The sequence below is a fragment of the Variovorax fucosicus genome (assembly GCF_030316825.1).
In the GTDB taxonomy this organism is placed as follows: Bacteria; Pseudomonadota; Gammaproteobacteria; order Burkholderiales; family Burkholderiaceae_C; genus Variovorax; species Variovorax fucosicus.
Window position 1 is genome coordinate 1,380,260 of record NZ_JASZYU010000001.1, and the last position, 12,541, is coordinate 1,392,800.

Annotated in this window: 13 protein-coding genes; 3 read left to right on the forward strand and 10 right to left on the reverse strand. The window is 69.5% G+C overall.

The genetic code is table 11. The annotated features are described in order from the left end of the window. Positions 1-129 precede the first annotated feature (129 nt). Positions 130-600 (forward strand): DUF3761 domain-containing protein, encoded by a 471-nt coding sequence (locus tag QTI05_RS06390; RefSeq protein ID WP_286541335.1) that lies wholly within the window; start codon positions 130-132, stop codon positions 598-600. Between the two features lie 14 nt (positions 601-614). Here the strand turns inward: QTI05_RS06390 and QTI05_RS06395 are convergent, their stop codons facing one another. Further along, complete coding sequence (locus tag QTI05_RS06395) at positions 615-1,436, reverse strand: pseudouridine synthase (protein ID WP_286623489.1); 822 nt, start codon at positions 1,434-1,436, stop codon at positions 615-617. A gap of 65 nt (positions 1,437-1,501) precedes the next feature. After that, positions 1,502-2,005, reverse strand: a complete 504-nt coding sequence (locus QTI05_RS06400) for a ferritin-like domain-containing protein (RefSeq protein WP_286623490.1) — start codon at positions 2,003-2,005, stop codon at positions 1,502-1,504. Positions 2,006-2,232: 227 nt separating this feature from the next. Between QTI05_RS06400 and QTI05_RS06405 the strand changes: the two genes are divergently transcribed. Continuing rightward, on the forward strand, positions 2,233-2,766 hold the full coding sequence (locus tag QTI05_RS06405) for a DUF1003 domain-containing protein (protein ID WP_286541332.1): 534 nt from the start codon (positions 2,233-2,235) through the stop codon (positions 2,764-2,766). A 34-nt stretch (positions 2,767-2,800) separates the two neighbouring features. Here the strand turns inward: QTI05_RS06405 and QTI05_RS06410 are convergent, their stop codons facing one another. Beyond that, positions 2,801-3,184: a nuclear transport factor 2 family protein gene (locus QTI05_RS06410; RefSeq protein ID WP_286541331.1), complete on the reverse strand. Its 384-nt coding sequence runs from the start codon at positions 3,182-3,184 to the stop codon at positions 2,801-2,803. Positions 3,185-3,268: 84 nt separating this feature from the next. On the opposite strand from QTI05_RS06410, the gene QTI05_RS06415 reads away from it, so the two are divergent. Further along, entirely contained in the window at positions 3,269-4,117 is an 849-nt protein-coding gene (locus QTI05_RS06415) for a helix-turn-helix domain-containing protein (protein WP_286623492.1), read from the forward strand. Here the strand turns inward: QTI05_RS06415 and QTI05_RS06420 are convergent. From QTI05_RS06420 to kdpB, 7 genes are all read right to left on the reverse strand, one after another. Beyond that, positions 4,114-4,683, reverse strand: coding sequence for a tyrosine-protein phosphatase (locus tag QTI05_RS06420; protein ID WP_286623493.1), 570 nt, complete (start codon positions 4,681-4,683; stop codon positions 4,114-4,116). The genes QTI05_RS06415 and QTI05_RS06420 overlap by 4 nt on opposite strands. Then, on the reverse strand, positions 4,680-5,183 hold the full coding sequence (locus QTI05_RS06425; protein ID WP_286623495.1) for a hypothetical protein: 504 nt from the start codon (positions 5,181-5,183) through the stop codon (positions 4,680-4,682). The genes QTI05_RS06420 and QTI05_RS06425 overlap by 4 nt, the downstream gene beginning before the upstream one ends. Further along, positions 5,180-6,319 carry an MGDG synthase family glycosyltransferase gene (locus QTI05_RS06430; protein ID WP_286623497.1) on the reverse strand — a complete coding sequence of 380 codons (1,140 nt, stop codon included), beginning with the start codon at positions 6,317-6,319 and terminating at the stop codon, positions 5,180-5,182. The genes QTI05_RS06425 and QTI05_RS06430 overlap by 4 nt, the downstream gene beginning before the upstream one ends. Before the next feature lie 59 nt (positions 6,320-6,378). Continuing rightward, the gene (gene kdpE / locus QTI05_RS06435) at positions 6,379-7,074 is read right to left on the reverse strand and encodes a two-component system response regulator KdpE (RefSeq protein ID WP_286541325.1); all 696 of its coding nucleotides are present in this window, start codon (positions 7,072-7,074) and stop codon (positions 6,379-6,381) included. A 7-nt stretch (positions 7,075-7,081) separates the two neighbouring features. Continuing rightward, positions 7,082-9,820, reverse strand: coding sequence for a DUF4118 domain-containing protein (locus QTI05_RS06440; protein WP_286623499.1), 2,739 nt, complete (start codon positions 9,818-9,820; stop codon positions 7,082-7,084). Between the two features lie 62 nt (positions 9,821-9,882). After that, positions 9,883-10,458: a potassium-transporting ATPase subunit KdpC gene (kdpC, locus tag QTI05_RS06445; RefSeq protein WP_286623501.1), complete on the reverse strand. Its 576-nt coding sequence runs from the start codon at positions 10,456-10,458 to the stop codon at positions 9,883-9,885. A gap of 10 nt (positions 10,459-10,468) precedes the next feature. Then, positions 10,469-12,541, reverse strand: coding sequence for a potassium-transporting ATPase subunit KdpB (gene kdpB, locus QTI05_RS06450; RefSeq protein WP_286623503.1), 2,073 nt, complete (start codon positions 12,539-12,541; stop codon positions 10,469-10,471).

Consider the following 12,541-nt stretch of genomic DNA (forward strand, 5'->3'; position numbering starts at 1 on the left):
CCGGTTTTCTTAGCCGCGCGTGAGCCTGCGGCGTTCACCCACCGGCGCCATGCCAGGTCAGCCTGTGCTGGCTTTCGGGGGCCACGATCGCGCGGCGCCCGCTACACCCCTTTTTCCGGAGTTCATTGAATGAAGCTTTCCTTCCAGACCCTGCTGGCTGCTGCCGGCTTGATCGGCATGCTGGCCGCCCAGGCCCAGACGCTGCCGGCCGATGCACCCGCGGGCAGCACGGTTCAGTGCAAGGACGGCAGCTACGCGGCACCCGACACCAAGTCCGGCGCCTGCCGCGGTCACAAGGGCATCAAGACCTGGTACGGCAAGGCCGATGCCCAACCAGCAACGGCCGCGGCACCCGCGGCGCCAGCAGCGTCAACCGCCAGCAGCACGCCTGCCAAGAAGAATGAGAAGAACGATCCGTCAACCATGGCGGCCGCACCTGGTGGCGGTGCCGGCAAGGTGTGGGCCAACGACGAGACCAAGGTCTACCACTGCATGGGCGACCGCTACTACGGCAAGACCAAAAAGGGCGAATACCTGAGCGAGGCCGATGCCAAGGCGAAGGGCATGCACGCGTCCCACAACAAGGCCTGCGCGGCTTAGCAGCGCACCCTAGCCTAGAACTTCTCGTGGGCGCCCAGATAGCGCCACTGGCCAGCCGGCAGGTTGCCCAAGACCACCCGGCCGATGCGGATGCGCTTGAGGCCGACCACCTTGAGCCCGACCTGCTCGCACATGCGCCGGATCTGGCGCTTCTTGCCTTCGGTCAGCACGAAGCGCAGCTGCTCGGGGTTCTGCCAGTCGACCCGGGCCGGCTTGAGCGGCTGGCCGTCGAGGCTGAGGCCGTGGCGCAGCCGCGCCAGCTGCGCCGGCGGAAAGACACGCTGCACGTCGGTGCTGATGTCGCCCATGTCGCCGGGCCCGCTGCCAGGCGGCGACCAGGTCACGCGCACCAGGTATTCCTTTTCCATGCCCGAGTCTTCGCCGATCAGCTGGCGCGCGACCCGGCCGTCCTGCGTCAGCACGAGCAGGCCGACCGAGTCGATGTCGAGCCGCCCGGCCGGCGCCAACCCGCGCAGTTGCGGCGGCGAAAAACGGTGTGTGCTGGTGTCTTCACGCCAATGCGTGCGCGGGTTGATCAGCATCACCGCGGGTTCGTGCCCGTCTTCGGCCTGGCCGCTCACGTAACCCATGGGCTTGTGCAGGATGATCGTGACCTGCGTGGCCTGGTGGCCGTGCGCCTTCTTGTCGACCTCCACGCGATCCGCCGGTGTCACCTTGACACCCATCGGCGCGACCTGCCCGTTGACCTTGACCCAGCCCTGCTCGATCCAGAGGTCGGCCTCGCGGCGCGAGCACAGGCCGAGCTCGGCCATGCGCTTGTTGAGGCGCACCGCGCCGGAAACGGAGGATGAGGAGGAAGAAGCGGGATCGGTCATGTTCGGGGCGTCATGCTATCCCGAACCGCACGAACACCGCGCAGCAGCCGGTGGTCGACCCCGCTTCAGGACACCGCTTTGGCCTGATCGCGCAGGGCCTTGATCTGGTCGTGATTGCGCTGCGCGCCCAGCATCTGCTGCTCGATCAGGCTGCGCACGTCGGCGGGCAGGGCATCGCTCTTCAGCGCCTTGCGATAGCGGGCCAGCGCGGCGTCTTCGCCGCGTTCGCATTCCTCGAGAATCGATACGTCGCTGTTGGCGCCAACGGCGCCTTTCAGGTTGACCCAGCCGCGATGCAGCGCCCCGGTGGCACTGCCGCCGTCGGCTGGCGCCCCGCCACGGCGTGTGATCCATTGCACCAGCTCTTCGGCTGTGCGGCGGCATTCGATCGCGCGGTCGTTGAACACCTGCTTCAATTGCGCGTTTTCCACCTGCTGGGCGCAGGCGCGGAACCCGTACTCGCCATCGCGTGCATTTTCGAGCAGGTCGTTCAGCACGCCGAGAGTTTCCTCGTCGCCGAGCTTTGTCGCACTGTCGGACTCAATGGGGTTGTAGTTGTCACTGGACATGCATGATCTCCTGGAAGTTGAAAGTTGGGGAGGGATGAAGCTTCATGATCGGCCGACGACTCGCGCGTTGCGTCGGCCCGACGTGACGGCCCATGTAGGGCGATGCCGCAGGCGGCGGGCACCTATGCGGCTTCGCATCGCTGTCCGACAACGCGTGCCCGCATTGCGCCGCAGCATGCGGGGCGCTGTGCGCGCGCAGGACCGCAACAGCCCAAGGAGCCCCCAAGATGACGAAGCACGACACTCACCCCGCCTCGGCCCCGACGATCGAGGCGCTGACGCGCCACAACATCGAGACGATTCTTTGCCTGGAAGACGATCAGCAGAACGCGAAGCCGGCGCTGTACCGCGCGGTCTCGCGCATCGCGGCCTTCTGCGGCACGCTGAGCTTCCTCGCGGCCAACGCCGTGGTGTTCGTGGGCTGGATCCTGGTGAACCAGTTGGTCTGGAAGCTCGACCCCTACCCGTTCACCTTCCTGCTGTTCTTGGTGTCGCTCGAAGCGATTTTTCTGTCGATCCTGATCCTCATCAGCCAGAACATGTCGCTGGAGCAGGACGAACGCCGCCATCATCTGGACTTGCAGATCAACCTGCTCACCGAACGCGAGATGACCGCGATGCTGCGGCTCGTGACGCGCATGGCCAGCCAGATGGGCATCGAGGACGAGGGGCAGCGCGAGGTGCGCGCGCTCACCGAGCGCACCGACCCCGGCTCGGTGCTGCACCAGATCGTGGCGGCGGAAACCGCGCACGGCCACTGAGAAGACGCGCGACGCGCACAGACCGCTGCGCCCGCTACGCGCCCGTCTTGGGCTTCGGCACGCGCTGCGCCGGATCGTAGAAGAAGGTCTCCTGTGCCAGCCGCTCGCCTTCCCAGCGCTGCCAGGCGATCTCCTCCATGTGCGTGACGGTGCCGTCGGGCCATTCGAACTCGAAGATCCAGCGGATCGCGACATGGTCGCCATTCACCAGCACCGGCCGCACGCACTGAGACCGGATCGACACGGCCCGGGCCAGGATCGCGCGCTCGCGCGCCACCGCGGAATCGCGCCCGATGCGCGGCTCGGACTGGTTTTCCTGCATCGAGACGTTCGGCGCATAGAACGCCTCGACGGCTTCGTCGTGCGCATTGGCTTCGACGCGGGCAATAAAAAGCTCAAGGGTTTCGGGTGTGGGCATGGACCGGACTGTGCACGCTGCGCCCGGCCGCGTCGATTACCCGCAGGTAAGGCGACGGCGCACCGACTGCACTATGCTGACGCGATGGACACCCGCGTCGCGCCGCAACCCCCGTCGCCAGGTGACCGCCTGCGCAGCTGGCGCGAGCGCCGGCACCTGAGCCAGATGGCGCTGGCCCTGCAGGCCGAGGTGTCGGCGCGGCACCTGAGTTTTGTGGAAACCGGGCGCGCGCAACCCGGGCGCGAGCTGATCCTGCGGCTGGCCGACGAACTCGAGATTCCATTGCGCGAGCGCAACATGCTGCTCAGGGCGGCGGGCTTTGCGCCGGTGTTCGAGCAGCGGCGCTTCGACGACCCGTCGTTCGACCCGGTGCGCTCGATCATCGACATCACGCTGGCGCGGCACGCGCCGTTTCCAGCCTATGTGATCGACCGGCACTGGGACGTCGTGTGTCGCAACGACGGCGTGCCGGAGCTGTACGAAGGCGTCGATGCTGCCCTGCTGGTGCCGCCCACCAACGTCGTGCGGCTCATGCTGCACCCCCAGGGCATGGCGTCGCGCGTGCACAACCTGCCATCGTGGCGCTCCCACTTCATCGTGCAGATGCGCCGCCAGTTCGAGCTGACTGCCGATCCCCACCTCGGCGCGCTGCTGCGCGAAACGCTGGCCTGGCCAGGCGGCATCGGCCCGATCGACGAATCGACGGGCGGGCCGGCGATGACGCTCGACATCGACACCCGCATCGGTCGCCTCTCGTTCATCACGGCCATCACGGTGTTCGGCAGCCCGGTCGATGTGACGCTGGAAGAGATCGCGCTCGAAGTGATGCACCCCGCCAACAGCTTCACGGAGCACGCGGTGCGGGACGCTGCGGCAGCGCGGGCCGCGCGGCGCAAGGGCCAGGAGACGAAGAGGCAGGAGACGAAGGACTAGGCAACCCCCGCCTGCACCAGCGCTGCGCGCATCTTCTCCACGTCCAGCCGCTCCAGGTAGCGCGGGATGTTGCGCCACAGCGTGTGGTAGCCGTAGCCGCCGCGAAACATCTCGCGCAGCGCATCCTCCTTGCGCCAGCCCTGCAGCACCATCCGATAGGCCGCGGCCACCACGCCGGTGCGGTCGGCGCCGTGCCAGCAATGGATCAGCACCGGGCCGTTGCGCTCGGCCTTACGGATCGCAATCAGCGCGCGCAGCACCTCGTCGTCATTGATCGACCAGGTGTCGATGCGCACGCGCTCGAGCGCGATCTCGGGGTGGCCGCGGAACGCGCGCTCGTCGCTGTTGTACGACCGGAAGCTCAGCACCGTCTGGATGCCGAGCGCCTTGAGCGCGGCCACGTCGTCATGCCGCGGCTGCGCACTGCGGTACAGCGTGGGTGTGATGCGGTGCAGGTTCTCGACGCGGTGGCCATGGCCGGCCAGCGGGTCGGCCCATTCATCGGGGCGCGCATCGGCCGGCCGATCGAGCGGCGCGTGCTTCTTCCTTCGGCTTTCGCGCTTCATGCGCCGGGCGCCTTTCGGCGCGGGCGGTGCCGCACCCACAAGATGAGCGCAGCCGCGCCGAGACCGATCCAGTAGTCGACCGGCGCACCGAACAGCCAGTGCTTGTGCCAGGTCACCAGATCCGGCCTGAACTGGGCCCAGCCCCAGGCCGGGTTGATGATGAACCACAGGAAGTCTTCGACGATCCAGAACACCACGAGGCCGACCAGCGCGAGCCCCGCTTCTCGCCACCTCCAGCGGCCGTTGAAAGCCAGCGGCGCAAAGAACACCAGCGCCATGAAGGTGAACACCCAGGCGTGGTAGCCGGTCATCGCGCGGCCGCCCCAGAAGATGTCGAGCAGCCAGTGCTTCTCGATGCGCCAGGTCGGCAGGCTGGTGGCCCAGCCGGCGCCGCCTTCGATCTGAACCTCGGCGTTGGCGAAGAAATACGCCATGACGACGACCCACACGAGGTAGCCGATGGTGCGGCCGATGCGCCGCTCGTGCTGTTCGCCGTTCATGCGCCGAGCACGCAGTCGAGCACGCGGCACGCCGCGTCGGGCTTGCCGAGGCTCCGGCTCTTCTGCGCCATGCGCGCGAGCTGTTCGGGTGCGGCCATGAGGCGCGCAACCTTGTACTCGAGGCCGATGCTGTCGTAGGCCAGCCAGGCCGCGCCCTCTTCCATGAGGAAACCCGCGTTGTGCTCTTCCTGCCCCGGGATCGGCGACACCAGCAGCATCGGCTTGCCGAGTGCGAGGCACTCCGAAATCGTCAAGCCACCCGGTTTGGTCACCACGAGGTCGGCCGCGGCCATGAGCTTTTCCATCTCGTTGGTGAAGCCCAATGCGACCAGCCGGCCGGGAAGGCGCTGCGCGATCGCCTTCAGTGCTTCATGCGCCGTCGCATTGCGGCCGGCCACCGCGATCACCTGGAAGTCGCTGCCCGGCCCGCCGAGCGCCAGCACGCGCTCGACCATGCTCGGCAGGTCGCCCACACCGGCGCCACCGGAAGCCATCAAGATCACCTTGCGCGCCGGGTCGAGGCCGAGCCGCGACACGCAGGCGTCGCGCGCCAGTTCGGGCGCATCGGGCCGGGAGAACACCGGCATCACCGGGATGCCGGTCACGTGGATGCGGTCGGCCGGGAGCCCGCGCGCGCGCATGCGGAAAGCCACTTCTTCGGTGGCGGCGAGGTAGCCGGCCATGCCGGGCACGATCCACATGTTGTGCAGGTCGTAGTCGGTCACCTGCAGCCACACCGGGCAGTCGAGCCGGCCGCGATTGCCCTCGCGCATCAGCAACTCGGCCGGCAGAAAGTGGGTGCAGACGATCGCCCTCGGCTTGGCGCGATGGATCTCGCGCAGCAACGCGCCAGCACTCACGCGCTCGATGCCGCGCCGCAGCCGCTGCGAGGTGGCGCTGTGCGGCGTGCTGTCGGCCTTCTGGTGCAGGTACGACCAGACCTCGGGGGCGCGGTTCACGAGCTGGATGTACCAGTCCGTGTACACCTTGCGGAAGCCGCCGGCCACATGGGCCATGGCGTCGATGTGCACTGCGCTGCAGGGCGGGTTCAATGCTTCGGCCGTCGCGGCCAGGGCTTGGGCGGCGCGCACGTGGCCGTTGCCGGCGCTCACGCTGAGGATCAGGAGTCGGGTCATGTTGTGGCCCGGATTATCGCCAGCGCGTTTGACGCTTCTTTTCCCGGATTTCTTCTTGCCTAGACGACCAGCCGGTAGCCCACCGCCGTTTCGGTCAGCAGATGCTTCGGCTGCGCCGGATCGGCCTCGAGCTTCTGCCGCAGGTGGCCCATGTAGATGCGCAGGTAGTGGCTCTGCTCCGAATGCGACGGGCCCCACACCTCGCGCAGCAGCTGGCGCTGCGTGAGCACGCGGCCGGCGTTCGCCACCAGCACGGCGAGCAGGCGGTATTCGGTCGGCGTCAGGTGCACCTCGGCACCGGCGCGGCGCACGATGCGCGCGGCACGGTCGAGTTCGATCTCGCCGAAACGGAACACCGCCTCGGGCTCGTCGCCGTTGCCCCCGGCCGCGCGCGGGCGACGCAGGTTGGCCCGCACGCGCGCGAGCAGCTCGCCGGTGCCGAAGGGTTTGGTGAGGTAGTCGTCGGCGCCGGCATCGAGCGCGGCGATCTTGTCGGCCTCGTCGGTGCGGGCCGACAGCACGATGATCGGCACCGCGGACCAGCCGCGCACATCGCGGATCAGCGTCACCCCGTCGCCGTCGGGCAGGCCGAGGTCGAGCACCAGCAGGTCGGGCTGGCGCGTGCCGGCCGCAGCCAGCCCGTCGCGCAGGTTCCCGGCTTCGTGCACCTGCCAGCCCTCGGCCTCCAGCGCGCCGCGCACGAAGCGGCGGATCTGCGGCTCGTCCTCGATCACGATGGCGGTGGGTTGGGGCATGGGCGGCTCAAGCGTCGGGCAGTTCCGGAGGACGGGGCGGTGCGCGCCGCGGCAGGGTCACGGTGAATTCTGCACCGCCGCCACGCGCGTTGGCCGCCGTGATCTCGCCCCCGTGCGCGCTCACGACCGCCTTGCAGATCGCCAGGCCGAGGCCGACACCGGGCGTGGCCGACTCGGCCTGGCCGCGCGTGAACTTGTCGAACAGCGTTTGCTCATGGCCCTGCAGCGCGGCAGGCAGGCCGGCGCCGTGGTCGCGCACGGTAAGCACCAGTGCCGCCGGCGTGACCGTCGCGCCCAGCACGATCGGTTGCGCGCCGTACTTGGCCGCGTTCTCCAGCAGGTTGACCAGCACGCGCTCGATCAGCACCGCATCGAATTCGACCAGCGGCAGGTCGGGCGCGAGTGCCGTCTGCACCGACCGGCCGCCCAGCGCAGGCTGCGCGGCGCGGATGGCCGAACCCGCCACCTCCTCCACCGACTGCCAGTCACGCCGCAGATTGACCGCACCGTCGCCGATGCCGCTTTCGAGCCGCGCCATGTCGAGCAGGTTGTTGACCAGCGCGTTGAGCGCCCTCGCCTGCGCCACGATCGCCTGCGCCGCCGCGCCGTGCTGTTCGGCCGGCAGGGTCTGCAGCGACTCGGCCAGTGCGATCAGCGCCGTGAGCGGCGTGCGCACGTCGTGCGAAATGGCGCCAAGCAATGCGTTGCGCAGCCGCTCCGACTCCATCTCGACCACGGCCTGCTGCGCGACCTCGACGTAGTGCACCCGTTCCAGCGCGATCGCGATCTGCCTCGCCAGCGTTTCGAGTTGCTGCGCCTGCTCCGGGATCAGCAGCCAGCGCGGTTGCGCGGGCTCGAGCGCGAGCACGCCGCGCACGCGCATCGGCGCCTGCAGCGGCACGTAGTGCCAGGGCTGCGCGGCCAGCGTGGCAGTGGCGAGGCCGGCCGGCTGGCCCTGGCGGAACGCCCAGTCGGCCACGCTCGCATCGAACCCGGGCGGCGGCGCTGCGGGCGCCACCAGCTGGTCGGCCGCATTGGTGACGAGCACCAGCGCCCGGCCACCGAAATGCCCCTGCACGGCGGCCGCGCCGAGTTCGACCACGCGCGTGCTTTCGAGTGCGGCCGAGAGCTCGCGCGTGAGCTCGAACAGCGATTGCGCGCGCCGCTCCCGGCTGGTCGAGACACCCACCGCGAAGCGAAGACCCGCGGTGAGCTGGCCCACGAGCAGGCCGACGCCGAGCATCACCGCGAAGGTCACGAGGTACTGGACGTCGCTCACGGCAAACGAGAACCGCGGCTGCACGAAGAAGAAGTCGAACGCGGCCACGTTGAGCGCCGCTGCGAACGCGGCCGGCCCGCGCCCGAAGCGGATGGCGACACCGACCACGCCGAGCAGGAACAGCATCACGATGTTGGCCAGTTCGAGCACGCCAGCCAGCGGCGTCGCGAGCAGGGTCACGGCCACGCTGCTGGCGGCGGCCCAGGCGTAGCCCGGCCAGCGCGCGTGCGGGCGGTCGGCATCGGCGTCGTCGGTCGCCTCGGCGCCGCGCCCCCGGCCGAGCGGCGCGCTGGACAGGCGACGCGAGCTTTCCGCACGGCCGACCTCGACGATGTCGAGCGCCGGCGCCTGCTGCGCCAGGGCGCGCGCCAGCGATGCCTGCGGCCACCAGCCGCGCCAGCCGGCGTCCGGCGCGGGCCGACCGATCACCAGCGTGGCGCAATTGAGGCGCTGCGCCTGCGCGGCGAGTTGCTGCGCGATGTCGGCGCCGGTCAGCACGGCCGTGGCGGCACCCAGTTCTTCGGCCAGCTTGAGCACCGCCAGAATGCGGTCGCGCTGCGCGGCGGCGAGGCGCTGCAGCGGCGGCGTCTCCACGTACGCGGCATGCCAGCGGACGTTGAGCTGCCCGGCGAGCCGCGCCGCGGCACGCACCGTTTGGGCCGCGCCCTCGCTCGGGCCGACGCAGGCGAGGATGGCGCCCGACGTGTTCCAGGCCTGCAGCGCGGTGGCGCCCGACTGCTCGACGCGCCAGCCACGCATGTCGTCTTCGACATGCTCGGCGGTGCGGCGCAAGGCGATCTCGCGCAGCGCGAGCAGGTTGCCTTTGCGAAAGAAATTCTGGGCAGCGCGCTCCGCCTGCTGGGGCAGGTACACCTTGCCGGCCGCGAGCCGGGCCGTGAGTTCGTCGGGCGTGACGTCGACCAGCACCACCTCGTCGGCCTCGTCGAGCACGGTGTCGGGCACGGTCTCGTGCACCCGCACGCCGGTGATGGCGCCCACGGTGCCGTTCAGGCTCTCGAGGTGCTGAACGTTGAGGGCCGACCAGACCTCGATGCCTGCGGCCAACAGCTCCTGCACGTCCTGCCAGCGCTTGGCATGGCGGGAACCCGGCGCGTTGGTGTGCGCCAGCTCGTCGACCAGCAGCACCGCTGGTTTGCGTTCGAGCGCGGCATCCAGGTCGAACTCGGGCAGCGCGCGGTCGCGGTACGGCAACTGGCGCAACGGGAGGCGATCGAGCCCGACCAGCAATGCCGCGGTCTCGCTGCGGCCATGCGTCTCGACCACGCCGATCAGCACGTCGCGCCCCGCCGCATGCTCGCGCTGCGCCGCACTCAGCATGGCCCAGGTCTTGCCGACGCCGGCGCTCGCGCCGAAATAGATGCGCAGCTTGCCGCGCTGGGCACGCGCCTCGTCGCTGCGCATCTGCGCGAGCAGCGCGTCGGGGTCGGGGCGGACGACTTCGTTCATGGGAGGCGGCCCGTCAGGTTAGCGCATGGGCCGTTCCTTGCGCCGTCGACAATCATCGCGTGCTACTTCGCCGGGTCGAGCGCGAGGTTCAGCGCCAGCACGTTGATGCGCGGCTCGCCGAGCAGCCCCCACAGCGCGCCCTCGGTGTTGCTGGCGATGAGTTGCTCGACCTGCTCGACCGGCAGGCCGCGCACGCGTGCGACCCGCACCGCCTGGTAGTGCGCCGCCGCCGGGCTGATGTGCGGATCGAGCCCACTCGCCGATGCGGTGACCAGATCCACCGGCACGGGTGCCGTGTTGCCGGGGTCGGCCACGCGCAGCGCCTCGATGCGGGCCTTGACCGCGTCGGCCAGCGCCGGGTTCAGCGGCCCCTGGTTCGCGCCGCCCGAGGCGGATGCGTTGTAGGCCATCGGTGCCGTGGCCGACGGGCGGCCCCAGAAGTGCTTCGGGTCGCTGAAGGCCTGGCCGATCAGCGCGGAGCCGACCGGCTTGCCATCGCGCAACACCAGGCTGCCCGCAGCCTGCGCGGGGAACAGAGCTTGCGCGACGCCGGTGACGGCGAGCGGGTAGAGCACGCCGGTGACGAGCGTGAGCGCTGTGAACAGCACGAGGGCCGGACGCAGAAGTGGGGTTGTCATGGATGTGTCCTCAGACCAGGCCCACGACGGCGAGCAGCCAGTCGATTGCCTTGATGCCGATGAAGGGAACGATCAGGCCGCCGAGGCCATAGATCGCGAGATTGCGGCGCAGCAGTGCGGCGGCGCCGACCGGGCGATAGCGCACGCCCTTGAGCGCCAGCGGAATCAGGAACACGATCACCAGTGCATTGAAGATCACCGCCGACAGGATGGCCGACGACGGGCTCGCCAGCCGCATCACGTTGAGCGCACCCAGCTGCGGATAGGTCGACACGAAGATCGCCGGGATGATCGCGAAGTACTTCGCCACGTCGTTCGCGATGCTGAAGGTGGTGAGCGAGCCGCGCGTCATCAGCAACGCCTTGCCGGTCTCGACCACTTCGAGCAGCTTGGTCGGGTTCGAGTCGAGGTCGACCATGTTGCCGGCCTCCTTCGCGGCCTGCGTGCCGCTGCCCATGGCCACGGCGACGTCGGCCTGCGCGAGCGCCGGCGCGTCGTTGGTGCCGTCGCCGGTCATCGCGACCAGGCGCCCCTCGGCCTGGTACTGGCGGATCAGCGCGAGCTTGTCTTCGGGCGTCGCTTCGGCGAGAAAGTCGTCGACGCCGGCCTCGGCTGCGATGGCCGCGGCCGTGAGCTTGTTGTCGCCCGTGATCATCACGGTCTTGATGCCCATGCGGCGCAGCTCGGCGAAACGCTCCTTGATGCCGGTCTTGACGATGTCCTTGAGCTCGACGATGCCGAGCACGCGGTTGCCTTCGGAAACGGCCAGCGGCGTGCTGCCGCGGCGCGACACTTCGTCGGACGCGCGCAGCACCTCGGGCGCGATCGAGCCACCCAGCGCTTCGACGTGCCTGCGCACCGCGTCGACCGCGCCCTTGCGCAGCATGATGGCTTCGGGCAGATCGGCTCCGCTCATGCGCGTCTGCGCGGTGAAGGGCACGAAGCGCGTGTCGTCCACGCCCGCATCGGTCACGCCCTGGCGGCGTGCCAGCTCGACGATGCTGCGGCCTTCGGGCGTTTCATCGGCCAGCGAGGCCAGCACCGCGGCGCGCGCCAGCCGCTCGGGCGTGATGCCGGGCCCGGGCAGAAAGGCCGACGCCTGGCGATTGCCGTGCGTGATGGTGCCGGTCTTGTCGAGCAGCAGCACGTCGACGTCGCCAGCGGCTTCCACTGCGCGGCCCGAGGTCGCGATCACGTTGGCCTGCATCATGCGGCTCATGCCGGCCACGCCGACCGCCGACAGCAGGCCGCCGATGGTGGTGGGAATCAGGCACACCAGCAACGCCACCAGCGCGGTGAGCGACACCACCGTGCCGGCACCGGCCGCGCCCACGCTGAACACCGAGTACGGCAGCAGCGTGACCGTGACCATCAGGAACACCAGCGTCAACGCCACCAGCAGGATGGTGAGCGCAATCTCGTTCGGCGTCTTGTGGCGCTTGGCGGCCTCGACCATGCCGATCATGCGGTCGAGGAAGGATTCGCCCGGGTTGACCGAGATGCGCACCACCAGCCAGTCGGACAGCACGCGCGTGCCGCCGGTCACGGCGGAAAAGTCGCCGCCCGATTCGCGCACCACGGGCGCCGATTCGCCGGTGATCGCGCTCTCGTCGACCGAGGCCACGCCTTCGATCACTTCGCCGTCGAGCGGGATCACGTCGCCGGTTTCGACCAGCACCACGTCGCCCTTGCGCAGGTTCGGCGCCTGCTCCGGCAGGAAGCCTGCATCGCGGTGCGGGCCGTTGAGCTTCTTGGCCCAGGTGTCCTTGCGCAGGCCGCGCAGCGACGCCGCCTGCGCCTTGCTGCGGCCTTCGGCCAGCGCCTCGGCGAAGTTGGCGAACAGCACGGTGAACCAGAGCCACACGGCAATGGCCAGCACGAAGCCGGCCCGCATTCCGGTGTCGCCCTTGAAGCCGATGGCGTGCAGCCACAGCAGCGTCGTGAGGATGCTGCCGATGTAGACGACGAACATCACCGGGTTGCGCCATTGCACGCGCGGGCTCAGCTTGGCAAAGGCGCTCCACAGCGCGGGTTTGATCAACGCCGCGTCGAGCAGCGACAGGGAAGCGGTTTTGGCTTTCAT

Coding starts and splice junctions, on each gene's coding strand:
- QTI05_RS06390 (WP_286541335.1), top strand. CDS start 130: ATGAAGCTTTCCTTCCAGACCCTGCTGGCTGCTGCCGGCTTGATCGGC.
- kdpB (WP_286623503.1), bottom strand. CDS start 12,541: ATGAAAGCCAAAACCGCTTCCCTGTCGCTGCTCGACGCGGCGTTGATC.
- kdpE (WP_286541325.1), bottom strand. CDS start 7,074: ATGCCCCAACCCACCGCCATCGTGATCGAGGACGAGCCGCAGATCCGC.
- QTI05_RS06400 (WP_286623490.1), bottom strand. CDS start 2,005: ATGTCCAGTGACAACTACAACCCCATTGAGTCCGACAGTGCGACAAAG.
- QTI05_RS06420 (WP_286623493.1), bottom strand. CDS start 4,683: ATGAAGCGCGAAAGCCGAAGGAAGAAGCACGCGCCGCTCGATCGGCCG.
- QTI05_RS06395 (WP_286623489.1), bottom strand. CDS start 1,436: ATGACCGATCCCGCTTCTTCCTCCTCATCCTCCGTTTCCGGCGCGGTG.
- QTI05_RS06405 (WP_286541332.1), top strand. CDS start 2,233: ATGACGAAGCACGACACTCACCCCGCCTCGGCCCCGACGATCGAGGCG.
- QTI05_RS06410 (WP_286541331.1), bottom strand. CDS start 3,184: ATGCCCACACCCGAAACCCTTGAGCTTTTTATTGCCCGCGTCGAAGCC.
- QTI05_RS06440 (WP_286623499.1), bottom strand. CDS start 9,820: ATGAACGAAGTCGTCCGCCCCGACCCCGACGCGCTGCTCGCGCAGATG.
- QTI05_RS06430 (WP_286623497.1), bottom strand. CDS start 6,319: ATGACCCGACTCCTGATCCTCAGCGTGAGCGCCGGCAACGGCCACGTG.
- kdpC (WP_286623501.1), bottom strand. CDS start 10,458: ATGACAACCCCACTTCTGCGTCCGGCCCTCGTGCTGTTCACAGCGCTC.
- QTI05_RS06415 (WP_286623492.1), top strand. CDS start 3,269: ATGGACACCCGCGTCGCGCCGCAACCCCCGTCGCCAGGTGACCGCCTG.
- QTI05_RS06425 (WP_286623495.1), bottom strand. CDS start 5,183: ATGAACGGCGAACAGCACGAGCGGCGCATCGGCCGCACCATCGGCTAC.